At 58.7% G+C, this 24,814-nt stretch carries 27 protein-coding genes; 7 read left to right on the top strand and 20 right to left on the bottom strand.

Going from position 1 to position 24,814, the window contains the following annotated elements:
• Window position 1: 1 nt before the first annotated feature.
• Entirely contained in the window at window positions 2-1,246 is a 1,245-nt protein-coding gene (locus tag ACRQ1B_RS20885) for an MFS transporter (protein WP_432295976.1), read from the bottom strand.
• Between the two features lie 113 nt (window positions 1,247-1,359).
• Here ACRQ1B_RS20885 and ACRQ1B_RS20880 point away from each other — a divergent pair, with 113 nt between their 5' ends.
• Together ACRQ1B_RS20880 and ACRQ1B_RS20875 are read left to right on the top strand one after the other, a co-directional pair.
• Window positions 1,360-1,704: a YggT family protein gene (locus ACRQ1B_RS20880; RefSeq protein ID WP_432295975.1), complete on the top strand. Its 345-nt coding sequence runs from the start codon at window positions 1,360-1,362 to the stop codon at window positions 1,702-1,704.
• 9 nt (window positions 1,705-1,713) lie between these two features.
• Entirely contained in the window at window positions 1,714-2,025 is a 312-nt protein-coding gene (locus tag ACRQ1B_RS20875; RefSeq protein ID WP_432295974.1) for a DUF167 domain-containing protein, read from the top strand.
• Here the strand turns inward: ACRQ1B_RS20875 and ppa are convergent, their stop codons facing one another.
• The 7 genes from ppa to ACRQ1B_RS20840 form a co-directional block, all read right to left on the bottom strand.
• Window positions 2,026-2,559 (bottom strand): inorganic diphosphatase, encoded by a 534-nt coding sequence (gene ppa / locus ACRQ1B_RS20870; protein ID WP_432295973.1) that lies wholly within the window; start codon window positions 2,557-2,559, stop codon window positions 2,026-2,028. It lies immediately after the preceding gene.
• Between the two features lie 113 nt (window positions 2,560-2,672).
• Window positions 2,673-3,179 carry a GNAT family N-acetyltransferase gene (locus ACRQ1B_RS20865; protein ID WP_432295972.1) on the bottom strand — a complete coding sequence of 169 codons (507 nt, stop codon included), beginning with the start codon at window positions 3,177-3,179 and terminating at the stop codon, window positions 2,673-2,675.
• Window positions 3,180-3,380: 201 nt separating this feature from the next.
• Entirely contained in the window at window positions 3,381-5,204 is a 1,824-nt protein-coding gene (typA, locus tag ACRQ1B_RS20860; RefSeq protein ID WP_432295971.1) for a translational GTPase TypA, read from the bottom strand.
• A 134-nt stretch (window positions 5,205-5,338) separates the two neighbouring features.
• The gene (locus ACRQ1B_RS20855; RefSeq protein ID WP_432295970.1) at window positions 5,339-7,018 is read right to left on the bottom strand and encodes an ABC transporter permease; all 1,680 of its coding nucleotides are present in this window, start codon (window positions 7,016-7,018) and stop codon (window positions 5,339-5,341) included.
• 121 nt (window positions 7,019-7,139) lie between these two features.
• Complete coding sequence (locus tag ACRQ1B_RS20850) at window positions 7,140-8,099, bottom strand: ABC transporter substrate-binding protein (protein WP_432295969.1); 960 nt, start codon at window positions 8,097-8,099, stop codon at window positions 7,140-7,142.
• Window positions 8,092-9,207 carry an ABC transporter ATP-binding protein gene (locus ACRQ1B_RS20845; protein ID WP_432295968.1) on the bottom strand — a complete coding sequence of 372 codons (1,116 nt, stop codon included), beginning with the start codon at window positions 9,205-9,207 and terminating at the stop codon, window positions 8,092-8,094. Before ACRQ1B_RS20845 ends, ACRQ1B_RS20850 begins: the two co-directional genes overlap by 8 nt.
• Before the next feature lie 116 nt (window positions 9,208-9,323).
• Window positions 9,324-11,414 carry a M3 family metallopeptidase gene (locus ACRQ1B_RS20840; RefSeq protein ID WP_432295967.1) on the bottom strand — a complete coding sequence of 697 codons (2,091 nt, stop codon included), beginning with the start codon at window positions 11,412-11,414 and terminating at the stop codon, window positions 9,324-9,326.
• 207 nt (window positions 11,415-11,621) lie between these two features.
• Here ACRQ1B_RS20840 and ACRQ1B_RS20835 point away from each other — a divergent pair, with 207 nt between their 5' ends.
• Together ACRQ1B_RS20835 and ACRQ1B_RS20830 are read left to right on the top strand one after the other, a co-directional pair.
• On the top strand, window positions 11,622-12,068 hold the full coding sequence (locus ACRQ1B_RS20835) for a MarR family winged helix-turn-helix transcriptional regulator (RefSeq protein WP_432295965.1): 447 nt from the start codon (window positions 11,622-11,624) through the stop codon (window positions 12,066-12,068).
• 55 nt (window positions 12,069-12,123) lie between these two features.
• Complete coding sequence (locus ACRQ1B_RS20830; RefSeq protein ID WP_432296142.1) at window positions 12,124-13,299, top strand: multidrug effflux MFS transporter; 1,176 nt, start codon at window positions 12,124-12,126, stop codon at window positions 13,297-13,299.
• Window positions 13,300-13,380: 81 nt separating this feature from the next.
• Here ACRQ1B_RS20830 and ACRQ1B_RS20825 read toward each other — a convergent pair whose 3' ends face one another.
• The 3 genes from ACRQ1B_RS20825 to ACRQ1B_RS20815 form a co-directional block, all read right to left on the bottom strand.
• Window positions 13,381-14,598, bottom strand: a complete 1,218-nt coding sequence (locus tag ACRQ1B_RS20825) for an argininosuccinate synthase (protein WP_432295964.1) — start codon at window positions 14,596-14,598, stop codon at window positions 13,381-13,383.
• A gap of 64 nt (window positions 14,599-14,662) precedes the next feature.
• A complete protein-coding gene (locus ACRQ1B_RS20820) occupies window positions 14,663-15,010 on the bottom strand; it encodes a type II toxin-antitoxin system RelE/ParE family toxin (protein ID WP_432295963.1) in 348 nt (115 codons plus the stop codon).
• Window positions 15,000-15,248 carry a type II toxin-antitoxin system ParD family antitoxin gene (locus tag ACRQ1B_RS20815; protein ID WP_432295961.1) on the bottom strand — a complete coding sequence of 83 codons (249 nt, stop codon included), beginning with the start codon at window positions 15,246-15,248 and terminating at the stop codon, window positions 15,000-15,002. Before ACRQ1B_RS20815 ends, ACRQ1B_RS20820 begins: the two co-directional genes overlap by 11 nt.
• A 101-nt stretch (window positions 15,249-15,349) precedes the next feature.
• Between ACRQ1B_RS20815 and ACRQ1B_RS20810 the strand changes: the two genes are divergently transcribed.
• Both ACRQ1B_RS20810 and ACRQ1B_RS20805 read left to right on the top strand, forming a co-directional pair.
• Window positions 15,350-16,207, top strand: a complete 858-nt coding sequence (locus ACRQ1B_RS20810; protein ID WP_432295960.1) for an SDR family NAD(P)-dependent oxidoreductase — start codon at window positions 15,350-15,352, stop codon at window positions 16,205-16,207.
• A gap of 66 nt (window positions 16,208-16,273) precedes the next feature.
• On the top strand, window positions 16,274-16,915 hold the full coding sequence (locus ACRQ1B_RS20805; protein ID WP_432295959.1) for a LysE family translocator: 642 nt from the start codon (window positions 16,274-16,276) through the stop codon (window positions 16,913-16,915).
• 66 nt (window positions 16,916-16,981) lie between these two features.
• On the opposite strand, the gene ACRQ1B_RS20800 is transcribed toward ACRQ1B_RS20805, so the two are convergent.
• The 5 genes from ACRQ1B_RS20800 to ACRQ1B_RS20780 form a co-directional block, all read right to left on the bottom strand.
• Window positions 16,982-17,776, bottom strand: a complete 795-nt coding sequence (locus ACRQ1B_RS20800) for an ABC transporter ATP-binding protein (RefSeq protein ID WP_432295958.1) — start codon at window positions 17,774-17,776, stop codon at window positions 16,982-16,984.
• Window positions 17,773-18,672, bottom strand: a complete 900-nt coding sequence (locus ACRQ1B_RS20795) for an ABC transporter permease (RefSeq protein ID WP_432295957.1) — start codon at window positions 18,670-18,672, stop codon at window positions 17,773-17,775. The genes ACRQ1B_RS20800 and ACRQ1B_RS20795 overlap by 4 nt, the downstream gene beginning before the upstream one ends.
• Window positions 18,673-18,749: 77 nt before the next feature.
• Window positions 18,750-19,703 carry an ABC transporter substrate-binding protein gene (locus ACRQ1B_RS20790; protein ID WP_432295956.1) on the bottom strand — a complete coding sequence of 318 codons (954 nt, stop codon included), beginning with the start codon at window positions 19,701-19,703 and terminating at the stop codon, window positions 18,750-18,752.
• 93 nt (window positions 19,704-19,796) lie between these two features.
• Window positions 19,797-21,041 (bottom strand): dual-specificity RNA methyltransferase RlmN, encoded by a 1,245-nt coding sequence (gene rlmN / locus ACRQ1B_RS20785; RefSeq protein ID WP_432295954.1) that lies wholly within the window; start codon window positions 21,039-21,041, stop codon window positions 19,797-19,799.
• Window positions 21,042-21,261: 220 nt separating this feature from the next.
• Entirely contained in the window at window positions 21,262-21,765 is a 504-nt protein-coding gene (locus ACRQ1B_RS20780; RefSeq protein ID WP_432295953.1) for an invasion associated locus B family protein, read from the bottom strand.
• Window positions 21,766-22,089: 324 nt separating this feature from the next.
• Here ACRQ1B_RS20780 and ACRQ1B_RS20775 point away from each other — a divergent pair, with 324 nt between their 5' ends.
• A complete protein-coding gene (locus ACRQ1B_RS20775) occupies window positions 22,090-22,677 on the top strand; it encodes a sigma-70 family RNA polymerase sigma factor (protein WP_432295952.1) in 588 nt (195 codons plus the stop codon).
• A 10-nt stretch (window positions 22,678-22,687) separates the two neighbouring features.
• Here the strand turns inward: ACRQ1B_RS20775 and ACRQ1B_RS20770 are convergent, their stop codons facing one another.
• From ACRQ1B_RS20770 to ACRQ1B_RS20755, 4 genes are all read right to left on the bottom strand, one after another.
• Window positions 22,688-23,086 (bottom strand): YkvA family protein, encoded by a 399-nt coding sequence (locus ACRQ1B_RS20770; RefSeq protein ID WP_432295950.1) that lies wholly within the window; start codon window positions 23,084-23,086, stop codon window positions 22,688-22,690.
• A 70-nt stretch (window positions 23,087-23,156) separates the two neighbouring features.
• Window positions 23,157-23,450: a 4a-hydroxytetrahydrobiopterin dehydratase gene (locus tag ACRQ1B_RS20765; protein ID WP_432295948.1), complete on the bottom strand. Its 294-nt coding sequence runs from the start codon at window positions 23,448-23,450 to the stop codon at window positions 23,157-23,159.
• A gap of 25 nt (window positions 23,451-23,475) precedes the next feature.
• The gene (gene thpR, locus ACRQ1B_RS20760) at window positions 23,476-24,063 is read right to left on the bottom strand and encodes an RNA 2',3'-cyclic phosphodiesterase (RefSeq protein WP_432295947.1); all 588 of its coding nucleotides are present in this window, start codon (window positions 24,061-24,063) and stop codon (window positions 23,476-23,478) included.
• Window positions 24,064-24,129: 66 nt separating this feature from the next.
• Window positions 24,130-24,792, bottom strand: coding sequence for an arylesterase (locus ACRQ1B_RS20755; protein ID WP_432295946.1), 663 nt, complete (start codon window positions 24,790-24,792; stop codon window positions 24,130-24,132).
• Between the last annotated feature and the right edge of the window lie 22 nt (window positions 24,793-24,814).

Raw genomic sequence — 24,814 nt, 5'->3', positions numbered from 1 at the left:
GTTACCGTTCCGTCCGGTCAGGCGCCTGCAGGCTATCGATCTTGCGCAATTGCGGAAAACCGAGTGACCAGATCACCGCCACCGCCAGCGTTCCGAAACCACCGATGACGACGGCCGGAACCGCACCGATGATATGCGCCATCGTGCCGGCGCGGAATTCGCCCAGTTCGTTGGACGCGCCGATGAACACGCTGTTGACGGCGTTGACGCGGCCACGCACTTCATCCGGCGTCCACAAGGCGATCAGCGTTTCGCGCACATAGACGGAAATCATGTCGGACGCGCCCATCACCGCAAGCGCTGCAATCGATATCCACGGTGTCTGCGACAGGCCGAAAACCGCGGTGCCGAGACCAAACAGGGCAACACCAACGAACATGGCAATCCCGGCATTGTGCTGGATCGGCCGAAAAGCCAGCCAGATCGCCACGATAATGGCGCCAACGCCCGGAGCCGAGCGCAGCAGGCCAAGCCCCAACGGACCGAGTGCCAGAACGTCCGTTGCGAAGACCGGCATCAGCGCCACCGCCCCGCCCAGAAGCACGGCAAACAGATCGAGCGAGATGGCGCCGAGCACCACTTTTTCACGGCGGATGAAACTGAAACCGGCCAGGATTTCCGTCCAGCTCGTCGCCTTCGACGATGTTCGCTGCGCAGGCTTCGGAATGATCGACACCAGAAGCGCGCCAATCACGAACATGGCTAGTGCGACCGAATAGGCAACCGATGCGCCAAGGCCATAGAGCAAGCCACCGGCCACCGGGCCGATGATCGATGCGGTCTGCCAGGACGAGGAATTCCAGGCAATGGCGTTTGCGAGATCCTTTTCCGGAACGAGATTGGGCGCCAAGGACTGCACGGCCGGCCCCATGAAGGCGCGCTCGATGCCGAACAGGACAAGGATGATAAAGACAGGCAGCGGCTCGAAGGCACCCACCAGCGTCAAGCCCAGAAGCGCTGCGGCGGAGATAGCGGCAAGTACCATGCAGGCCGAGACGATGACACGGCGATTGTAGCGATCAGCCACCGAGCCGGTGACGAGGATGAGCAGCAGCGCCGGCAGAAACTGCACGAGCCCGATCAGGCCGAGATAAAGCGTATTGCGCGTCACCTCATACATCTGCCAGCCGACGGACACGCTGACGATCTGGATGGCGAAGGCGGCAAGGAAACGCGAGGAGAAAAACAGGGCATAGGAGCGATGCCGGAAAGCGGCGAAACGATCTCCCGAAGTCGAGATGCTCATGGGAAACGCACTTTCAGAAAGCCAGAGACGGCAGGACTGTTACGAGCGCCCGTTAAACATGTTTCATGGCAGCCAACGGCGCGGCACTTGCTCGTTAAGGCCCCAATGTCTACATGTCTGTCAACCACGAAATGGAGAACTCGATGGCGGGCATTATTTTCGCTCTGATCCAAGTCATTCAGATGGCACTGACGCTGTTCGTCTACATCCTTATCGCCAGCGCCATCTTTTCCTGGCTCTATGCGTTCAACGTCATCAATTCACGCAACCAGTTCGTGAATTCGATCGGTTCGTTCCTCTATAATGTCACCGAGCCGGTCCTGCGCCCGATCCGCCGCGTGATGCCGAACCTTGGCGGCATCGATATTTCGCCGATCGTGCTGATCCTGATCATCTACTTCCTGCAGATGATCATCGCCAACCCGATTGCACCGGCGCTGATCTCGGCTGTCTCGTAAGAGGCCAGCTTGAACAAGCCCTACAATTTGCATTCAGATCATCTGCGGCTCTCGGTCCGGCTCACGCCGAACGGGGGCCGCGATTCTATTGAAGGCATGGAAGTGGACGCCGAAGACCACGCCTATCTGAAGGCGCGGGTTTCGGCCGTGCCGGAAGACGGCAAGGCCAACAAGGCGCTGATAGCCCTTCTTGCCAAGAAACTCCGTGTGCCCAAAAGCACGATCAGCTTCATTTCAGGCGAAACAGCGCGTAAAAAAATCCTCCGGATCGAGGGCGACCCGGAGGATTTGAAAGCGAAACTCGAAGGCCTGATGGCCTGATTACTTCTGGGCGTTGTAGCGGTCGATGGCTTCGACGATCAGCTTCTTGGCAACGTCGACATCCTGCCAGCCGCCGATCTTCACCCACTTGCCGGGCTCCAGATCCTTGTAGTGCTCGAAGAAGTGCTCAATCTGCTTCAGCGTGATTTCCGGCAGATCGGTGTAGTTCTTGATCTTGTCGTAACGCTGGGTCAGCTTCGGAACCGGTACGGCAATGATCTTCTCATCCTTGCCGCCATCGTCTTCCATGATCATGACGCCGATCGGGCGAACATTGATGACGCAACCCGGGATGAGCGGACGCGTGTTGCAGATCAGCACGTCGCACGGATCACCGTCTTCCGACAGGGTGTGCGGAATGAAGCCGTAGTTACCCGGATAAGTCATCGGCGTGTAGAGGAAACGGTCGACGATCAGCGCGCCGGCATCCTTGTCCATCTCGTACTTGATCGGCTGACCGCCGACCGGCACTTCAACGATGACATTGACGTCTTCAGGCGGGTTTTTGCCGATGGAAATGGCGTCGATACGCATTCTGGTCCTCGAAGTAATTGAACATTCGGGGATTTGGATATCGGGATTTCAGGAACATGGCAACCTGCCATTTACCAAACCCGACTGAAGATCGGGTATCACCACGGGCGGCATCAGGGCCAGACGAAACCGATCTTGCGCAGGTTCGCACCATCGAAATCTTCCATGCCTTCGGCGAGGTCATGGCCACCGTGGCGACGGAAGAAACGCGTCGCGTTTTCGCTGTCTTCCAGGCACCAGACAACGAGACCGTTGCAACCCAGCGACTTCAGAAGCCGACGTGTTTCGCTGAACAGGCGACGACCGAGACCGATGCCCTGATATTCAGGACGCAGGTAAATTTCGTAGATTTCGCCATCCTGCGGCAGCGCTTTGGCACGATTGAGACCAACGGTCGCATAACCGGCAATGGTTCCGGCGACATCCAGCACCAACAGCGTTGCCGGCCCACGGGCAGCCTTGCGCCACCAGCCTTCGTTGCGGCGCTCCAGCATCTGCGTGAGCGATCTGTGAGGAATAAGGCCGGTATAGGCCTGCGCCCACGCGGCACGGTGCACCTCGGAGATCTCCCGGGCATCATTGGGCTCTGCTCGCCGCACATCTATGGATAACGTCTTCATAACGCCACTCTGGTCTCGCAGGGGCTGATTCGCCAATCCCGGTAGTGACTCCGGGTTGCGTTGCCCACAGCCTAATCGGCCATTAAATTTCCGTGAAGGTTAACGCTTTTTTAATGAGCTCGACAAGCCTGCGCCGATGCAACGCACATTAAAAAACCCGGCACGAAGGCCGGGTTCTTTTGTCTTGGTTAAAACGCTCGATCAGAGAGCGGCCTTCGACTTGTCGAAACGCTTGCGGTCGTTGGCGTCGAGATAGATCTTGCGCAGGCGGATCGACTTCGGCGTCACTTCCATCAGTTCGTCGTCCTGGATCCAGGAGAGAGCGCGGTCGAGCGTCATGCGGATCGGCGGGGTCAGGCGAACGGCTTCGTCCTTGCCGGCCGAACGGATGTTCGTCAGCTGCTTGCCCTTCAGAACGTTGACTTCGAGGTCGTTGTCACGGGTATGGATACCGATGATCATGCCCATGTAGACCTTGTCGCCCGGCTCGATAATCATCGGACCGCGGTCTTCCAGGTTGAACATGGCGTAAGCAACAGCTTCACCAGCCTGGTTGGACAGGAGAACGCCGTTGGTACGGCCGGAGATCTCGCCCTTATACGGCTGGTAGTCGTTGAACAGGCGGTTCATGATCGCCGTACCGCGCGTGTCGGTCAGCAGTTCCGACTGGTAGCCGATCAGGCCGCGCGTCGGAGCGAGGAACTTCAGACGAACGCGGCTGCCGCCCGAAGGACGCAGTTCGGTCATTTCTGCCTTGCGCTCGGACATCTTCTGAACGACGACGCCGGAATGTTCTTCATCGACGTCGATGACGACTTCTTCGATCGGCTCCATGGTCTGGCCGGTCGTTTCGTCCTTGTGCATGACGACGCGCGGACGCGAAACGGCAAGCTCAAAGCCTTCACGACGCATGGTTTCGATCAGAACGGCGAGCTGAAGTTCGCCACGACCGGACACGTAGAACGAATCCTTGCCTTCGGCTTCTTCGATCTTCAGCGCGACGTTGCCTTCGGCTTCCTTGTACAGGCGGTCACGGATAACGCGCGAGGTAACCTTGTCGCCTTCGGTGCCGGCCAGCGGGCTGTCGTTGACGATGAAGGACATGGTGACGGTCGGCGGGTCGATCGGCTGGGCCTGCATGGCTTCGGTGACCGACGGATCGCAGAACGTGTCGGCAACGGTGCCCTTGGAAAGACCGGCAATGGCGACGATGTCACCGGCAATGGCTTCTTCGATCGGCTGACGCTCGATACCGCGGAATGCGAGGATCTTGGAGATACGACCGGTTTCAACCGTCTTGCCATCCTGCGACAGAACCTTGACGGCCTGATTCGGCTTGATCGAGCCGGAAGCAACGCGACCGGTGATGATGCGGCCGAGGAACGGGTTGGCTTCGAGAAGCGTGCCGATCATGCGGAACGGACCTTCTTCGACCTTCGGCTCCGGAACGTGCTTCAGCACGAGGTCGAGCAGCGGTGCCAGACCTTCGTCCTTCGGGCCTTCCGGGTTGACGTTCATCCAGCCATCGCGACCGGAACCGTAAAGGATCGGGAAGTCGAGCTGCTCGTCGGTAGCGTCGAGGTTTGCGAACAGGTCGAAAACTTCGTTGATGACCTCTTCGTGGCGGCCGTCCGGACGGTCGATCTTGTTGATCGCGACGATCGGACGAAGACCAACCTTCAGCGCCTTGCCGACAACGAACTTCGTCTGCGGCATCGGGCCTTCAGAACTATCGACGAGAACGATCGCGCCGTCCACCATCGAGAGAATGCGCTCGACTTCGCCGCCGAAGTCGGCGTGGCCGGGGGTATCGACGATGTTGACGCGGACGCCCTTCCATTCAACCGAAGTTGCCTTCGCGAGAATGGTAATGCCGCGTTCCTTTTCGAGATCGTTCGAGTCCATGACGCGTTCTGCAACGCGCTGGTTTTCGCGGAACGAACCGGACTGTTTCAGGAGCTCGTCGACAAGCGTCGTTTTGCCATGGTCAACGTGCGCGATGATCGCGATGTTGCGAAGTGCCATATTTGGGGTTCTCTGAAGTTGGGGCGCAACAATCACCGGGCCACGCCAATTTCGTTGGCGCGCTCATACCCCGTTTTTTGCAATCGCGAAAGGGGGGCCAAGCGCAAGGGCATTTTCACTGCCTGTCGATCGGCCTATTCGGCCACCAAACCGCTCCTCCTCAAGAGGGCAATCAAGGCCAGCGGCAGAAGCGTGGTGATGAGAATAGCGATAAAAGCCATCGCCATGCCAAGACCTATGGATCCTTGCTCGAACTGGCGCCAGATAAAAGTAGCGATCGTCTGCATGCCGACCGGCGCAATGACGACGGAGGCCACAAGTTCGCGCGAAGCCAGCGCGAAGACAAGCAGCATGGCAGAGGCGAGACTGGGGAAAACCAGCGGCAGCAGGATGCGCCGGAAGGCGGTAAAACTGGACGCTCCGAACACGCGCGCCGCCGCTTCCAGATTGTCGCCGATCTGCTGGAAGGCTGCCGTGGTGTAACGCATCGGCTGTGGCAGAAGAATGCAGCAATAGGCCAAAAGCAGGATGAACGGCGTGTTGTAGGGCGTCAGCGGCAGCCACGGCATGTTCCAGGCGAGGATCAGGCCGACGGCAACGACGATGCCGGGAAGCGCATTGGGAATGATCGTCAGGCTGTCGATCGCCAGACGCCCGCGGATTTTCGTCTTCACCACGGTATAGGCGGCGGTGACGCCGATCAGACCGGTGATGAGAGCAGCACCGATTCCGAGCGAGAAGCTGTTGGCAAGAGCACCGAGCGCACCAGCGCTGTTCTGGAACACCGAAAGAAAATTTTCGAAGCTGATATTGTCGATTGCCAGACCGCCGGAAATCGTTCTCGACAAAGCCGTCGCCAGGATCGACAGAAGCGGCACGCCGGTTGCAAGAAACGACACAACGATAAATGCCAGCATGACCGGCAGTTTCATGGCCCCGAGCGGACGTTTGTCCTTGGCAGTCGGCTTGCCGTTGACGGTCTGGTAGGACCGGCGCGACAGGATCCAGCGCTGCCCGAGAAAAGTGATCAGCGACAGGCCGACCAGCAGCAGCGACATGATGGATGCGCCCGGTAGATCGATCGGCCAGTCGGAAATGCGAAGATCAATGCCAGTGACGAGAACCTGAAACCCGGCGCGGCGGCCAAGCGCTGCCGGCGTGCCGTATTCCTCGATTGCTGCGGCGAAGACCAGCATCAGGCTGGCGGCCAGCCCCGGCGCAGACAAAGGCAGCGTGATGCGCCAGAACGCCTTTGTCGGCGTTGCCCCGAACACACGCCCGACATCGGCATAACGTGCGCCGACGGCTTCCACCGTACGCGACACGGCAAAGTAGACGACAGGGAACGTATTGAACGCCATGACCATGGTCATGCCAGCCAGCGAAAACAGGAAGGGCGCAAGATTGAAACCAGCAATCTGCTGCAGATAACCGCGCGGCTGCAGCGTCATGATCCAGCCGAGCGTGGCGATATAGGGCGGGATCATGAACGGCACGAGCAGCAGCACATCGAACAACGAAGCGCAGGGAATACGGTAAAGCGCGCGAAAAACGCCGAGCGGCACGGCAACCAGCGCCGAAGCCAGCACGACGCAGGCGCCGAGCAGGATGGTATTGCCGGCCATGCCGATCAGCGCGCCATCATTCAGCGTCGAGACAAGCGAGGAGAAAGGTGCTGCAAACGAACCCTGCCCGAGATTGGGGAAGATGCCCTGCATGACGACCGCAGCAAACGGAATGGCGACGACGAGGACGAGGCCCGCAATCGCCAGCCAGGCGGCCGGAGCCGATCCCCCCACGCTTTTCGCCGTCATCCTGCAGTCCTATCGCCTGTCGCAACATTCATCAGATCACCGATGACTTGAGGAATGCCGCGCAATTTTAAAAAGGAATGGCGCCGCATGCCCCGAAAGACATGCGACGCCGCGAGAAAAATTACTTGCCGCCAAAAATCTTGGTGACTTCGGCCAGCGTTTCCTTGCGCTTGCCGTAAACGGCAGCGTTATCGAACTTCAGGAGCTTCAGGTCGCTGATCAGCGGACGGTCAGCCGGGACGTCGGAGCGGGCCGGCATCAGCATCTGGGCGGCAACCATCTTCTGGCCTTCGTCGGACAGCATGTAGTCGATGAACTTCTTGGCATCGTCCTGGTTCTTGGACCAGTTGAGGATCATCGCCGGACGTGGCGCGATGACCGTGCCGGAAGCCGGGAAGACAACCTCAACGCTTTCGCCTTTCTTGGCAGCAGCAAGCGTGATGTAGTCGACAGCGCCGAAGACGGCGGCCTTGGCACCCTGCAGAACCGGGTTCAATGCTTCCGCATTGGCGCCGGCAATGATCGCGCCGTTGGCCTGAAGGTCCTTGAACAGCTTGAAATCGTCCTGGCCGGCAAGAGCAGCCGTCAGTTCGAAGGACGAGCCGGACTGTGCCGGGTCGGGAATGTTGACCATGTCCTTGTATTCCGGCTTGGTCAGGTCAGCCCATTCGGACGGCTTCGGCGTGCCGCTCTTGGTGTTCCAGGCGATGCCGAGAGCCGAGATGCCCTGTGCAACGGCATAGTCGGACTTGAGGAAATCCGGAACCTTGGCGGCGTTGGGGCTCGAATACTTGACCAGCCAGCCGCGCTTTTCGAAATCGGTCGCGGTATCCCACGAAGCAGAGATCAGAACGTCGACGACCGGGTTGGAAGCTTCGGCTTCGATACGGGCCATGACCTTGCCGGTCGTTGCCTGGAAGACGTTGACCTTGATGCCGGTCTGCTTGGTAAAGCCTTCCGACATTTTATCGATCAGGCTCTGCGGGCCGGCGGTGTAAACGGTGATGTCGGCGTGGGCGACGCCGGCCATCAGGACAGCGGCAGCAACGCCGAGGGTGATGCTCTTCAGCGACTTAAGCATGTTCCAGACTTTCCTTTTGGGGTGAATGCATAAAATTTCCAAACCAGCGGAGCTGGTCGAGATCGATGGCGAGCCCGACGCTTTCGCCGGGTCGCAATTTGGTGCGGCTCAGAACCTGCAGCTCGATCTGGTCGGTGCCGGTGAGCGATACGGTCGCCAGATGACCATCGCCGCGGAACTGCGAGCGAAGCACGGTTGCCGCCAGGTGGCCGGCTTGAACAGGGCCGGGTGTGATGGCCGCAACCGGAATAAGCACCTGAACCTGATCGGCAACACCGGACGGCGCCTTCATCAGCACCGTATCACCGCCTTTGAAGACAAGATTTTCACCACGACGCTGCAGCTCCGCGATACCGCCAAGGCGCAGGAAATCGGCAACTTCTGGTGTGGCCGGCGTCGCGATCAGCGCATCCGGCGATGCCAGCTGCTCCACCAGACCTCCGCGCATGACGGCAACCTGATCGGCCAGTGTCAGTGCTTCCGAGTGATCGTGGGTGACATAGATGGCCGTCAGGCCAAGCGAGGCGATCAGTTCCACCAGTTCGCCCACCATGTTTTCACGCAGTTCGCGGTCAAGATTGGAGAGTGGTTCGTCAAACAGGATCAGCTGCGGTTCGGCAACGATGGCGCGGGCGATCGCGACGCGCTGCTGCTGACCACCGGAAAGGTCGCTCGGTCGGCGGTCGGCATAGGCGGACAGGCCGACACGCTCCAGCGCCCGCATCGTCCGACGATCACGCTCAGCACGACCGAGACCGCGCATTTCAAGAGGAAAGGCAACATTGCCGCCGACCGTCATATGCGGCCAGAGCGCGTAGTCCTGAAAGACCATGCCGAGATTGCGCTTTTCCGGCGGCGCAAAGGCGCCGGATGCTGCATCGGCAACGATCTGGCCGGCAATCGAAACGGAACCCTTGCTGGGGGCAAGAAGGCCCGCGACGAGACGCAGAAGCGTGGTCTTTCCGCAACCGGAGGGCCCGAGCAGCGCAAGGGTTTTGCCCTGCCCCAAGGCAATGTCGATACCCTTCAGCACCGGGGTCGCACCGTAATGCAACTCCAGTCCAGCCGTCGAAACGGCAGCATCATTTGCGGGCAATTCAATTGTCATGGGAACCGGCGTCGGCAGAAAGCGATGCCGGTTCCAATATTAAGGCTTCATGACAGGCCTGTTACAATTTTGCGACAGGCAGATGACAGGCGCAAAATTGGTTTGGATTACACCTATCAGGCATCGCTGCCGGACAATTCAACGAGAATAGAGAGGCCCTTTTTCTTCAACATCGCCGTTGGATCCGGCAGCTTGCCACGGAAAGCCTTGTACGTGTCTTCCGGATCGATCGAACCGCCAACCGAATAGATATTGTTCTTCAGCTTGCGGGCCATGACCGGATCAAACGCATTGCCGGTTTCCTCGAAGGCGGCGAACGCGTCGGCATCCAGCACTTCCGACCACATGTAGGAATAATAACCGGCCGAATAACCGTCACCGGAGAAGACATGCTGGAAATGCGGGGTGGCGTGACGCATGACCATGGAGGCCGGCATGCCGAGCTCCTTCAGAACCTCCGCCTGCACCGCAAGCGGATCCTCGACCGGACCACGGGTGTGGAATGCCATGTCGACCAGAGCCGATGAGGTGAATTCCACTGTCGCGAAACCCGCGTTGAACGTGGCTGCCGCCAGAACCTTGTCGAGCAGCGCCTTCGGCATCGGCTTACCGGTGTCGTGATGCAACGCGTATTTTTCGAGAATTTCCGGAACGGTCAGCCAGTGTTCGTAAAGCTGTGACGGCAACTCGACGAAATCGCGCGATACGCCGGTGCCCGAGACTGACGGATAGGTGACGTTGGAAAGCATGCCGTGAAGGGCGTGACCGAACTCGTGGAACAGGGTTCGCGCATCATCGAGCGACAGAAGCGCAGGCTTGCCGATGGCAGGTTTTGCAAAATTGCAGACGTTATAGATGATCGGCAACTCGCCTTCCGCACCGTTCTTCAGCTTGAGCTTGTGCTGCGACTGGAACGAACTCATCCATGCACCAGAACGCTTGGAGGAACGGGCAAAATAATCGCCGAGGAACATCGCCTTCAGCGCACCGGTTTCGTCGCGCACTTCGAAGACCCGCACATCCGGGTGATAGGCTGCAATGCCGGAAACTTCCTTGATATCGACGCCGAACAAGCGCTTGGCGACATCAAAGCAGGCCTCGATGATTTTTTCCAGCTGAAGGTAAGGCTTCAGTTCCGACTCGGAGAAATCGAACATGCGCTCGCGCAGCTTTTCGGCGTAAAAGCGCCAGTCCCACGGCATGACTGCATGGTTTTTACCTTCCTCGGCGATCAGGCCGGAAAGGCTCTGTTCTTCCTCCAGCGCCTTGGATCGCGCCTTTTCCCAGACCTGATGCAGAAGGCCATTCACCGCTTCGGCGGTCTTGGCCATCGTGTTGTCGAGCTTGAACGCTGCAAAATCGGCATAACCGAGCAGCTTTGCCTTTTCGGAGCGCAGCGCCAGCGTTTCCTTGACGATGCCGATATTGTCGGTCGCTCCACCGTTACGACCGCGCGCCACCCAGGCGGCAAAAGCCTGTTCACGCAGATCGCGACGCTCGGAGAAGGTCAGGAACGGCTCTATAATCGAGCGCGACAGGGTGACTGCATAGGCACCCGACGAGCCCCGATCTTCGGCAGCGGACGCCATCGCATCACGCAGGAAAGCCGGCAGACCGGCAAGATCGGCCTCATCCGTCAGGATCAGAGACCAGTCCTTTTCATCGGCCAGCACGTTCTGACCGAAGCTTGCACCAAGGCCGGCAAGGGTTTCATTGATCTTGGCAAGCCGTTCCTGTTCATCCTTGGCAAGCTTCGCGCCCGCCTTCACGAAACCCTTCCAGTGACGTTCGAGCACGCGCGTCTGTTCGAGACCCAGATCCAGCGTCGAGCGCGCATCCCAGAGTGCATCGACACGCGCAAACAAAGCCGCATTCATGCCGATCTTCGAATAATGCCGCGACATTTTTGGCGCGATCTCGCGCTCCAGCGCCTGAATGACCTCATTCGTATGCGCACCTGCCTTGTTCCAGAACAGCGCCGACACACGAGACAGAGCATCGCCGGCGATTTCGAGCGCGATGATGGTGTTTTCAAACGTCGGGGTTTGCGTATTGCCGGCAATCGCATCGATCTCCGCCTCATGCGCGGCAAGAGCGGCATCGAAGGCGGCGGCGAAATCCTCGTCCTTCACCAGTTCGAATTTCGGCAGGCCGTTCTGGCCATTCCAGTCGACGAGGGCGGGATTGATCTGCTGTTCGATTGCCATGCGCGCATGTCCTCTGCATCGGTATGAATCTCTTGAATACTACATAGGAGAAACACTTCAGGATTGGGAGGGTTTCACGCCAACCTGTTACACGGCGAACATCTGTTGCACCGGGTTTTGGAATACACACCTTATTTCGCGGGCTTTTTGGTTTTCCTTGTCGGCGGAACTTTAGTAAGGGTGCCCGCGACAACGGCAGCAGGATCGATGGACGCAAAGCAGAACACCGACACCTTGACCTTTCTGATCTCCGACAGCGCGCGCGTGCTGCGGACGGCTTTCGAACGGCGCATCGAACAGGCGGGACTGGAAGTTACGCCCGCGGAAGCCCGCACTTTGCTGAATGTGGAAATACTGAAAAACGGTCGGCAGCTGGATCTTGCCGCTCGCATGGGCATCGAGCCGATGACTGTCTGCGCCTTTCTAGACAAGCTGCAGGCGGCGGACCTGATCGAACGTCAGCCCGACCCCAGCGACCGCCGCGCCAAACTGGTGCTGCTGACGCCGAAATCACACGATCTGATCAAGCGCATTCGCCATGAACTAGACGAACTGATCGCGCAGGCGACGGGTGGCGTGGCGGACGCTGATGTGGCAATTTTCATGCGTGTCCTCGAAACCGTGCACGACAACCTTCTGGCCGAAACACCTTGAGCCGAGGCCGTAAACGCTCATGACATCTTCCGATCCGCCGCAAACTCCAAAGCGTATGAGCGAACGCCGGGTAGCGATCTTCGGTGCAGTGCTGACGGCGATCGGCCCGATCTCAATGGCAATCTCGACCCCCGCCATGCCGGAAATGGTCAGAGCCTTCGGCACGACGGAAGCCGCAATCAAACTCAGCCTCTCTTTCTATTTCGGTGGTTTTGCCATCGCACAGCTTCTGGCCGGCCCAACCTCTGACGCTTTTGGTCGCCGTAAAGCCACGCTCTCCTTCATGACCATTTATCTCGTGGGCGCGCTGATCTCGGTCTTCGCCACGTCGGTCGACGCCTTGCTGATTGGCCGCCTCATTCAGGGTGTTGGCGCTTCGGTCGGCGTCACCGTCGCCCGCGCCATCGTTCGTGATCTTTTCACCGGTTCAGAAGCCGCTCGCATCATGAACCTCGTAGGCATCATGGTGGCGATCGGCCCGGCCATGGGTCCGACAATCGGAGGCCTGACGCTCGCTGCTTTCGGCTGGGAATCCGTTTTCATTCTCATGGTTCTGTTCGGTGCTGGAATTATCGGCAGCGTTTTCGCTCTGCTCAAGGAAACCACCGTCCCTGATCGCAGTCGAATTCGGCCGACACGCCTGATTGCCGCATATGGGGAAACCCTGTCCGAACCACGCTTTATCGCCACCGCGCTTATTCTGGGTGGCTCTGTTGGTGCGCTCTATGCGCAATCGACCATGCTACCTTTTGTGCTGATCGGCACTATCGGCCTGACGCCCACCCAGTTCGGCCTTGCCATGCTGATGCAATCCGGCGCTTATTTCGCGGGCTCACTCACCCTTAAAAAAGTCTCTCAAGGACTTAGCGGCATGGGCGCACTCAGGGTCGGCATTGCGCTGATCGGCTTTGGCGCCCTAATGATGTTCACCTGGAACAACGTTATGCCGGCAACGCTAATCTCGATCATGGGGCCAGTCGCTATCTGCACGTTCGGGCTCGCCTTCATCACTCCACAAGTCGTGACGATGGCGCTTGCTCCGTTCCCTCACATAGCCGGTTCGGCTTCGGCCATCATGGGCTTCATCCAGATGAGTTTCGGTTTTGCTGGTGGGGTGGCAGCCGCGGCCATCGGCTCGCCTGTCTTTGCCTTCAGTATCGTCATTCCAACCATGGAACTGATCGCCATTGCCGGTTACTTCGGTTATCTCGCCCTCACCCGGCCACGCTGAACCGGACAAAAGGAAACCCGTCCTGCACAAGGGAGAACGGGCTTCCAAATCATCGGATCAGCGACTCAACGCCGCTGAAAATCACTTGTTGCGCTTACCGAGCGTGCGCAGGCGCAGTGCATTCAGCTTGATGAAGCCGGCCGCATCCTTCTGGTCGTATGCGCCCTGGTCGTCCTCGAAGGTCACCAGCGCGTCCGAATAGAGCGACTTGTCGCTCTCGCGGCCGGTGACCATGACATTGCCCTTGTAAAGCTTCAGCGTCACTTCGCCTTCGACATGCTCCTGGCTCTTGTCGATCAGGGCCTGCAGCATTTCGCGCTCCGGCGAGAACCAGAAGCCGTAATAGATCAGCTCGGCGTAACGCGGCATGATCTCGTCCTTGAGGTGCGCGGCACCGCGATCGAGCGTGATCGATTCGATCGCGCGGTGAGCCGCCAGCAGGATCGTACCGCCGGGGGTCTCATAGACGCCGCGCGACTTCATGCCGACAAAACGGTTTTCAACGAGGTCGAGACGGCCGATACCGTTGTCGCGACCGTAGTCATTGAGGGTCTTGAGCAGGGTTGCCGGTGACATCTCGACACCGTTGATCGAGCAGGCATCACCCTTGCGGAAACCGACCTTGATCGTGGTGGCTTTGTCGGGAGCGGCTTCCGGCGAGATCGTACGCATATGCACATATTCCGGCGCCTCGACGGCCGGATCTTCCAGAACCTTGCCCTCGGACGAGGAGTGCAGAAGGTTGGCATCAACGGAGAACGGCGCTTCGCCCTTCTTGTCCTTGGCAACAGGAATCTGGTGCTGTTCAGCGAAGTTCAGGAGATCGGTGCGGCTCTTGAACGACCAGTCGCGCCACGGAGCGATGATCTTGATATCGGGGTTCAGCGCATAGGCCGACAGTTCGAAGCGAACCTGGTCATTGCCCTTGCCGGTCGCGCCATGCGCGATGGCATCGGCACCGGTCTTCTTGGCGATATCGATCAGGTGCTTGGAGATCAGCGGACGGGCGATCGAGGTGCCGAGCAGGTAGACGCCTTCGTAGACGGCATTGGCGCGGAACATCGGGAACACGAAATCGCGCACGAATTCTTCGCGGACGTCCTCGATATAGATTTCCTTGATGCCGAGCATTTCAGCTTTCTTGCGGGCCGGCTCGAGTTCTTCACCCTGGCCGAGGTCGGCGGTGAAGGTCACGACTTCAGCGTTCAGTTCGGTCTGAAGCCATTTCAGGATGATCGAGGTGTCGAGGCCGCCGGAATAGGCGAGAACGACCTTCTTTACGTCTTTGGGGAGAGCCATGTCGAAATTATCCGTCTGCGGGTGGTGGCGGAAACAATTCCGCCCAATTGGATCGCCAAACTTTTTAGCGAGTTTCGCGGGCCACGCAAGGGAAACCCGGCAAAACGGCGTCAGAGATGCTGGCGCAGGTCATGCGCTGATGAAGGATGCAGATAACCAGAACCTGCCGGTTCGCGCGGCGGTAGATGATCCGATGCGAGCCGGACGCAACACTGAAATAGCCGGAGTGGATATCGTCAATCGACTTGCCACGTTTCACGCCAGAAGCCAAAGCTTCCATCGAGGCGACAAGATCTCGATAATAGCTATCCGCCTGGGTGATCGACCACGTTTCGCGGGTATAGAGCCAGATCTCCAAGAGATCTCGTTTCGCTCTTGGAGAAAGCTTGTAGCGCTTCGAGTCATCGGCCATGTTTACGATGGATTTCGGCTAAAAACACGTCGGCATCAAAGGTTTCCGGCTCCCCTGAAGCCTCGCCTTCCTCGATTGCGGCGCGAATTGCATCAATGGCCGCCTCTTCGCTCTCCTTGAGCAGACGCAACGCCTCCTCGATCACTTCGCTCTCGGAAGAATAACGTCCGTCATCCACCTGCTTTTTCACGAAAGCGGTCAATTCCTCATCCACCTTGATCGATGTGATCTCGCCCATCTGCCGGCTCCGGTTCACCCTCCCGTCATGTTGACGGAGTACCGCCACCGTACCATATGCCGCCGAACCTTTGAACTGCAGCCTCACAGAGGAGATGTGCCGTGACCACAATTCATCCTGCCCTCAAGAAGGACAATGTCGCCGTCGTCACCGGTGCTGCCTCCGGTATCGGTCTTTCCGCAGCCAAGGCGTTCGCGCGGCTTGGCCTCTGTGTCGTGCTTATCGACCTCGAAGGCGATCGGCTGGCTGAAGCCGCACGCGAGGTTTCAGCATTGGCAGAAGACGGCGAGGCCGATGTCGTTGCAATCCCCACAGACGTTTCGCGGATCAACCAGCTTGAAGCACTGGAACGCGCCGTCATCCAGCGCTTTGGGCGCGTACATGTGCTGATGAACAATGCCGGCATCCAGCCCGGCAGCAGCATTTTTGCCCCGCAGGCGAACTGGGACAGTGTTTTGGCCGTCAATCTGATGGGCATCATCAACGGTAGCCGCGTTTTCGGTCCCGGCATGATCGCCCACAGGGAACCGGCGCTGATCATCAACACCGGCTCAAAACAGGGCATAACCACGCCGCCCGGCGACCCGGCCTACAACGTCTCCAAGGCAGGCGTAAAAGCATTCACTGAAGCCCTTCAGCACGAACTCCGCAACACGCCGGAATGCAATGTTGAAGCGCATCTGCTGATCCCGGGCTTCGTGTTCACGCCGCTGGCCGCAGGTGGGCGCACTGAGAAACCCGAAGGTGCCTGGACATCGGAACAGACCGTCGAGTTCATGCTGAAAAGCATCGAGCGCGGCGATTTTTATATCCTTTGCCCTGACAACGATGTCGATCGCGCAACGGATGAGCGCCGCATGGCTTGGGCGATCGGCGACATCATCGAAAACCGTCCGCCGCTATCACGCTGGCACCCGGATTATGCGGAGGCCTCCAAGGCATTCATCACCGGACGCTGATCCATTGGCAGGATCTTGAAAGCCGGATACACAGATGTATCGACCATCCGGCTTTCGAGTGCACCCATGGATTTCCTGCCCAGCATTGCCACCCTGCTCGCCTTTTCCGCCGCAGGCCTTCTTCTCGCCCTGACGCCCGGCCCGGACATGACCCTCTCCATCAGCCGCGCGCTTGGCCAGGGCCGCAAGCCGGCCATGTACGTGGTGCTGGGCACCACGCTCGGTGTCGTCTGCCACACGCTGCTCGTTGCCTTCGGTATCTCGGCACTGATCACCGCCTCGCCGACGGCGTTCTTCATCCTCAAGACGGGCGGTGCCGCCTATCTGCTTTGGCTGGCGATCCAGGCCATCCGCTACGGCTCCAGCCTTTCGGTGCAGAAGGTCGACAAGGCGGAAAGCAGTGCGCTGGCCAACGTCTCGGTCGGCTTCTGGGTCAACATTCTCAACCCGAAGGTCATCATCTTCTTCATGACCTTCCTGCCGCAGTTCGTTACCGCCGGCGATCCTCACGTCACCGGCAAGCTGATCTTCCTCGGCATCTACTTCATCATCATCTGCATGCCGGTGAATATCGCGGCCATCCTCGCCGCCGACAAGCTTGCCAACTGGCTACAGGCCAATCCGAAAGTGCTGCGCGGCATAGACTACACGTTCGCCGGCGTCTTTTCGGTCTTCGCGGCCAAGATTTTCCTGACGCAGGCACGCTGAAACGCAATCGCCCCAAGGCCGGAACCGGTCTCGGGACGACAGGCAGATCGATAAAACCGGACGACGTCAGCCGATCAGCAGGGCGTCGTCATCCAGTGTTTCGCCGCGCATCTTGCGGAACATGGCGATCAGGTCCTCGACCTGCAGGTCCTTGCGGCTGTCTCCGCTGACATCGAGAATGATCTCGCCGCCATGCAACATGATCGTGCGGTGACCGAAATCCAGCGCCTGGCGCATGGAATGGGTGACCATCAGCGTGGTGAGCTTGCGCTCGGAGACGACACGCTGGGTGAGCTTCATGATGAACTCGGCCATACCCGGATCAAGCGCCGCAGTATGTTCATCGAGCAGCAGCACTTCCGAGCCCGACAAGGTCGACATGACCAGAGACACAGCCTGACGCTGGCCGCCGGACAGAAGGTCCATGCGGTCCTTCATGCGGTTTTCGAGGCCGAGATTAAGTTCGGAAATGCGATCGCGGAAAAGCTCACGGCGACGCGGACCAAGTGCCGATCGCAGCCCGCGACGCTCGCCACGGCGGGCCGCAAGCGCCAGATTCTCTTCAATGGACAGCGAACCGCAACTGCCCGTCAGCGGATCCTGAAAGACGCGAGCAACCAGACCGGCCCGCGCGGACGTCGATTTGCGCGTCACGTCGGTATTGCCGATCATGACCTTGCCTTCGTTGGCCAGAACATCTCCGGCCAGAACGCCGAGCAAGGTCGACTTTCCGGCACCGTTCGATCCGATAACCGTCACGAAGGAGCCTTCCTCTATGGTGAGGCTAACGCCCTTCAGGGCTTCTTTTTGCAGCGGTGTTCCCTTGCCGAAGGTGACATGGATATTGCTGAGATCGATCATGACGAAGCCCCACGGCGCAAACGCGGCAGAACCAGTGCCACGGCCACCAGAACAGCGGTGACGAGATTGAGGTCGGATGCCTTGAGGCCCAACGCATCCGTAGACAACGCCACCTGAATAGCGATGCGGTAGAGGATAGACCCGACGACACAGCCGATCAGTGCCAGCAAAATACCGCGCGCTCCAAAAAGCGTTTCACCAATGATGACGGCCGCCAACCCGACCACGATTGTGCCGACACCGGACGTCACGTCGGCAAAACCATTGGTCTGAGCGAACAATGCACCACCCAGCGCAACGAGGGCATTGGACAAGGCCAGACCGAGATAAACCTGCCAGCTTGTATCGATGCCCTGCGCCCGCGACATGCGCGGATTGGCGCCCGTAGCCCGCATGGCAAGACCGGCATCGCTTTCCAGAAAACGCCAGACGGCAATCACCGCAAGGACGACCAGCACGCCGACGAACAGCGGCCGTACATAAACCTCACGCAGCCCCAGGCCAAGGAAGGGGCTCAGCATCGTATCGGCATTGATCAGCGCGACGTTCGGCTTGCCCATAACTCTGAGATTGACGGAAAAAAGCGCGATCATCGTGAGAATGGAGGCGAGCAGGTTCAGGATGCGGAAACGCACGTTCAGGAACGCTGTCACCATGCCGGCAACGGCACCGGCAATCATCGCGGCGGCGGCCGCAAGCCACGGATTGACGCCGATGGTGATCAGCACGGCGGCAACGGCCGCGCCGAGCGGGAACGAGCCATCGACCGTCAGGTCGGGAAAATCGAGCACCCGAAAGGCGAGAAATACACCGATGGCAACGAAGGCGAAAACAAGCCCAAGCTCCACTGCGCCCCAGAAGGCGATCTGACTAAGCACCTTTCGTGCTCCCCTCATTTATCCGGGCTTCCCGCACCGGTTTATCGTCGGTCACACCGGACGGCGTAAAACCATCCGATGCGCGGGTATATAGTTTACTCGACCGTGCGCGTAGCGCGCGACACGATCGCTTCCGGCAGGGTCACACCCATGCGGCTTGCCGCACCCTTGTTGATGACCAGATCGGTGCCGGCAGCGACAGTGACCGGAATATCACCCGGTGCTTCACCCTTGAGGATACGAACGACGATCGCACCGGTCTGCTTGCCCACGTCGAAATAATTGAAGCCGAGGGCCGCGACAGCGCCGCGATCCACCGAGCCCGTGTCGGCCGCGTAAAGCGGGATTTTCGCTTCTTCAGCAACACCAACGGCAGCCTCGAAAGCAGAAACGATCGTGTTGTCGGTTGGAATATAGAAGACATCGGCGCGGCCGACCAGCGCACGGGCAGCACCCTGCACCTCAGCCGATTTTGTGGCAACGGACTCGATGACGGTCATGTCGTTCTTGGCAGCTTCTTCCTTGAGAGCAGCAAGGATCGAGATCGAGTTGGTTTCTGCGGTATTATAGAGAAATCCGATAGACTTGGCGTTTGGCGAGATTTCCTTGATCAGCTTAATATGCTCGGCGACCGGCGACATGTCGGAAAGCCCGGTGACATTGCGTCCCGGCTTGGCCACATCCTTCACAAGTTGCGCGCCGACCGGATCGGAAACAGCCGTGAAGACGACCGGAATATCGCGGGTTGCGGATACCACCGCCTGAGCCGACGGTGTGGAAATGGGAACGATAACCGTCGGTTCTTCGCCAACGAACTGACGGGCAATCTGCGCCGCAGTACCGGGGTTACCCTGCGCGGATTCATACAGGAACTTGAGGTTTTCGCCGTCCTTGTAACCGGCTTCGGCCAAAGCTTCCTTGACGCCATCGCGGGCGGCATCCAGTGCAGGATGTTCGACGATCGCGGTAACCGCGACGGTGACATCGGCAGCCTTGGCAGGCATGACGAGAACGGTCGCAGCGGCAAGTGCGAGAATGAAAGTGCGCATAAATTCCTCCGAGCAGATTATCTGTCGGGCTTCTTATGGAGCGCGCCGTCCAAAATCAACAACGACCTGATTGCCGCAGGCAAAGACGATCGATCAATCGTCCTCGCCGTGACCGGCAATCATCATGGCTTCGAAGGCGAGGCGATCAGTCTTGCGCATGCGCTCCGATTCGGACTTCAACTGGCCGCAGGCGGCGAGAATGTCACGGCCGCGCGGTGTGCGGATCGGCGAGGCATAACCGGCCTGATTGATGAAATCGGCAAATTTTTCGATCGTCGCCCAGTCGGAGCACTGATAATTCGTGCCCGGCCAAGGGTTAAAGGGGATCAGGTTGATCTTGGCTGGCACGCCCTTCAACAGCTGAACCATGGCCTTGGCATCTTCCAGGCTGTCGTTGACGTCTTTCAGCATCACATATTCAAAGGTGATGCGGCGGGCATTCGACAAGCCGGGATATTTGCGGCAGGCGTCGATCAACTCCTTGAGTGGATATTTCTTGTTGATCGGCACCAGCATGTCACGCAACTCGTCGCGTACGGCATGCAGCGAGATCGCCAGCATCACGCCGATCTCTTCACCGGTGCGGAAAATTTCCGGCACGACGCCCGAGGTCGACAACGTCACGCGACGTTTCGACAGGGACAGACCATCGCCGTCGGTTGCAATGAGCAGCGCCGTCTTGACGTTGTCGAAATTGTAGAGCGGCTCGCCCATGCCCATCATGACGATATTGGTGACCTTGCGATCACCGGTCGGCACGAAGGCGCCGGGCGGCGTGTCCGCACCCGGAAAGTCGCCGAGCCGGTCGCGGGCCAGAAGAAGCTGACTGAGAATTTCTTCAGCCGTCAAGTTGCGCACTAAGCGCTGCGTGCCGGTGTGACAGAAGGAACAGGTGAGCGTGCAGCCGACCTGGCTGGAGATGCACAGCGTGCCACGACCTTCTTCCGGGATGTAGACCGTCTCGATCTCGACCGGACGTCCCGCACCACGCGGCGGAAAGCGCAGCAGCCATTTGCGCGTGCCATCGTTGGAGATCTGCTCCTCGACAACCTCCGGCCGGGCGATGGTGAAATGCTGTTTCAGCATTTCACGCATGTCTTTGGCGACATTGGTCATCGCGTCGAAATCGGAAACGCCGCGGATATAGAGCCAGTGCCAAAGCTGGTTCACACGCATGCGCACCTGCTTTTCGGCAACGCCCTTTTCCTTCAGCGCAGTCGCCATCTGTTCGCGCGTCATGCCGATCAAAGTCGGCTTGGAGGCGAAAAGATCAGGATTGGCGACAAGCGGCTTCTTTGCAACGACGCCGGGCGCAAAAACCTCTGCTGTGACTGACATGTTCTATCCCGTTCGAGCACATGACCAGCGCCACCGCGACATCGGCGGATAAAGCGAGGCATGTCTGTTCGTGAAACCTGTAATGGCCGCAGCACCATCCGGCCCGACCCTGTTGAGCGGGGCTTTATCATCAAAATGCCGCCGCGTCACCCTGTCTTGCAAAAACGCGAAAGGCCGGTCGCGCGCGACCGGCCTTTCATTGGAATTGGTGCCGCGGCGCTTATTTGCAGGTTTCGATCTGCTTCAGGGCTGCGGAAATGCCGGCCAGCGAATAAGCGTAGGAGGTCTTGGTGCCGCGACCGGATACGGCGCTGACACTCATGTTCGTTCCGGTTTTCATGGCTGCTACGAGAGCCGGCTCTTCGGCAGCATTTTCTACCCAAGCCGCCTTTTCCTTGGTGAACATCACGAAATTCTTGCCGTCGATAGTAACGGTGACCTTGGAATTGGTCTGCAGCGTGTACCCCATCATCGCCTGTGGCTCATAGGAAATATTCTGGCCAGGACGCTGAGAAACGATGAAAAAGATATCACCGTGATCGACTGAAGCGGGTTCCTTGGTGGTCGGGACCGAAAGCACGTAGCAGACGTTGGCGTTGCCCTGCTTGTAGGAATAGGCACCCCAAGCCTTGAACTGCTGAATACGGTTCGGCGCCTGCGCAGCGGCAATGCTCGTGCCTGCCAGCATGAGGCTCAGCGCGATGACAATTTGTCTTGCAAACATGGGTTTCCTGCCAATTTTCTTATGAACGACCGACCGGAAAGCCCTACGGGCATGGTCGTGATCGCTCTATTTTGAGCAAATTCTGGTTACCAAACCGTGAAGGTCGATTTGTAAAGACGAGAAGATGCACCGCCTCAGGCCTCATAGCAACCTTCGTCCCAACCCGGCTTTAACCACGATGTGACTTGGTTTTGCTCGAAGTTCGATTGCGGGCCTGCGCGCCCCTGATAATTTACTGACACAAGGAATGGGGCGAGAGTTTGTCCTCTTCCAATACGCTGTTTTGACATTAGAATAGTTGGATATGACGCGGATATTTGATGAATGACCCATGACGCGCTCAGCGACGGTGACCAGAAAGATCGCTTCGCCGCTTTGGCCAAGGCTGTTGCGGAACGTCGCGACCAGTTTGCGTTCCGCCAGTTGTTCGATCATTTCGCACCGCGCCTGAATTTCTGGCTCCATCGCCGAGGCCTTCCGAATGAAGAAGCTGAGGAAATCGTTCAGGAGGTCATGACCGTTCTCTGGCACCGCGCCGAACTCTACGATCCGAATCGGTCCTCGCTTTCCACTTGGCTTTTCCGCATCGCGCGCAACCGCCATATCGATCTCGAGCGCAGAACCCGAACCCGCATGATCGATGGTCAGGAACCGTTGCTGCAGATCGATGACGTTCCCGGCATGGAAACGATGCTGGAAAGTGAGGAACGCGAGGCGCGCGTGAGGGAGGCACTTACGCGTATTCCGGGCGAGCAGATGGAACTGGTGCGCGCTTCGTTTTTCCTTGGCTATTCCCATAGCGAGATCGCCGCCTGCACCGGGCTGCCGCTCGGCACGGTCAAATCGCGCATCCGTTTGGCTTTCGAGCATCTGCGCAAGGCGCTCGATACTCACGATGCATCCGCTTCCTGAGTGACAAATATTATTTGGAAGTCGCAGCCTTGGCCATATCCGGCTGGTCTGCCAAGGCCCTGTCCGCCGCATCGTAATGCTCGTCGGTGATATGGACGCTGATCATCTTCAACGCGGCCGCAAGCACGGCGACATCGTCGGTAAAACCTGCCACGACGAGAAAATCGGGAATGATATCGATCGGCAGCACGAAATAACCCAGCGCCGCCAGAAGCACGCCCTTGGCACGCGCGGGTGTCTTGGCATCGGTAGCGCAATAAAAGGCCGCGACGAGATCACGCGAGAAGGGCACGTGGCGCACGGCTTTCCGAAGGGTCGGCCAAAATTTGGCCCGCACCTGCGTTTCGCGCCGGTTCTGGGTCTCCTCGTCACCCGGCAGCAGAATTTCACCGATTTTCACATCATCCATCAACGCGTCTCCGAAGCAAGCCTCGCGGTGTAGGTGTTCTATATGGCGACGGCCTGACGAAGGTTCAATCTCACCCCGCAGTCTTATCCATCAGACCTGCCAGCCTGAAATCGAGTTCGGTCAGTCCATCGGCATCATGCGTCGACAGTGTAACGTCGACCGTGGCATACACATTGAACCATTCCGGATGATGATCGAGCTTTTCCGCCGCCAACGCGCATTGTGTCATGAAGCCGAAAGCCTCGACAAAATTTTTGAACTTGAATGTCTTGAGAATGGCTTTGCCATCCTCGCGCAGCGCCCATCCGGCAAGTCTGGCCACCTCGCTCTGAATGGATGACGCTTCGAGTTTCTGGGGCCGCATTATGCACCTCCGGAATCGAGAAATCTCAGTATCGGCTCGTTTCGTAAACCTCACCACCGGCATGGCCGATGCCCCAAGCCTCATTCAGCGGAAACACTTCCTCGGTGACGTAAGGTCCACCGCCAACCGATTCCTTGGAGGACAAAAGGACGAAGCGACTGGCCGTGAAAGGCATGGCGTGGAAATTGCCGCGACCGCCAAGATAATGCACGACATCATCCAGACGGCAGGATTTTAGCCGGCCCAATGTCACGTGTGGCATGAATTTTCTTGGATCCGCTGGCAGACCGATACGCTGGCAAATTCGTTCGATCTCGCCTTGCAACGCCGCCATTTCCGGGGAAGGCGTGACGCCAGCCCAGACGGAATGCGGTTTTTTCGAACCGAAGGAACCGATCCCGTTGATGCTGACCTGAAACTCCTGCCGGTCTATGCGATCGAGCCGGTCAACGATCTCGTCGGCGGTGCGGTTGTCAACATCGCCAATAAAACGGAGGGTGATGTGATAGTTTTCGACATCAATCCAGCGCGCTCCGGGTATTCCACCCCGCAGCAAGGACAGACTCATCGCGACATTGCGCGGTATCTCGAGGGCGGTGAAAAGTCTCGGCATGGGGACCTCCTCGAATCTCTCGGATCTGACAACAGCGGAACACGCATGGAGGTTCCGCGCAACCTACTATTTCTTTTCCATAAGAATAGAGCGAACAAAGTCCTGCATAACCGGTTTCGAGCGCTCAACCATGACCTTTACGCCCTCGGCATTGGGATGCATGCCATCGGCCAATTGCAGCGATTGTTGGGCTGCGACGCCATCGAGAAAGAAGGGGTAGAGCGGCACGTCATATTTTTCCGCGAGCTTCTTGTAGATCGGATTGAAGCGCTCGGCATATTCGCCGCCCATGTTCGGTGGCGCCAGTATGCCGGCCAAAACCGCTGGAATATTCCGTTCCTTCAACCGCGCCAGCATCGCATCGAGGTTCTTTTCGCTCTGCTCCGGCGAGATGCCGCGCAGGGCGTCGTTTGCACCCAGCTCGACGATCACGCCCTGCGTTCCGTCCGGTACAGACCAGTCGATGCGTGACAGCCCGCCCGATGTCGTATCACCGGAAACGCCGGCATTCGTGATCGTGACGTTCAATCCGTCAGCCTTGAGCGCGGCTTCGAGCTGCGCCGTATAGGATTCGTTCGGCGGCAATTGATAACCGGCCATCAGGCTGTCGCCGAAACCGACGAGCTGCACGGTCTGGGTCTGCGCCGGGCTTTGCGCGGCTGCCGAAAAAGCCGCGAATGACAAACCGGTTATGACGGTGAAGTGAAGTGCGAGCGCTTTCAATCCCATGAAGACCTTCCTAGATTGCCAA

Origin of the sequence: Endobacterium panacihumi, from assembly GCF_050847465.1 — a bacterium.
GTDB lineage: Bacteria > Pseudomonadota > Alphaproteobacteria > Rhizobiales > Rhizobiaceae > Neorhizobium > Neorhizobium panacihumi.
Note: the sequence above shows the minus strand (reverse complement) of the source record. Positions and strands in the feature narration are given on the sequence as shown.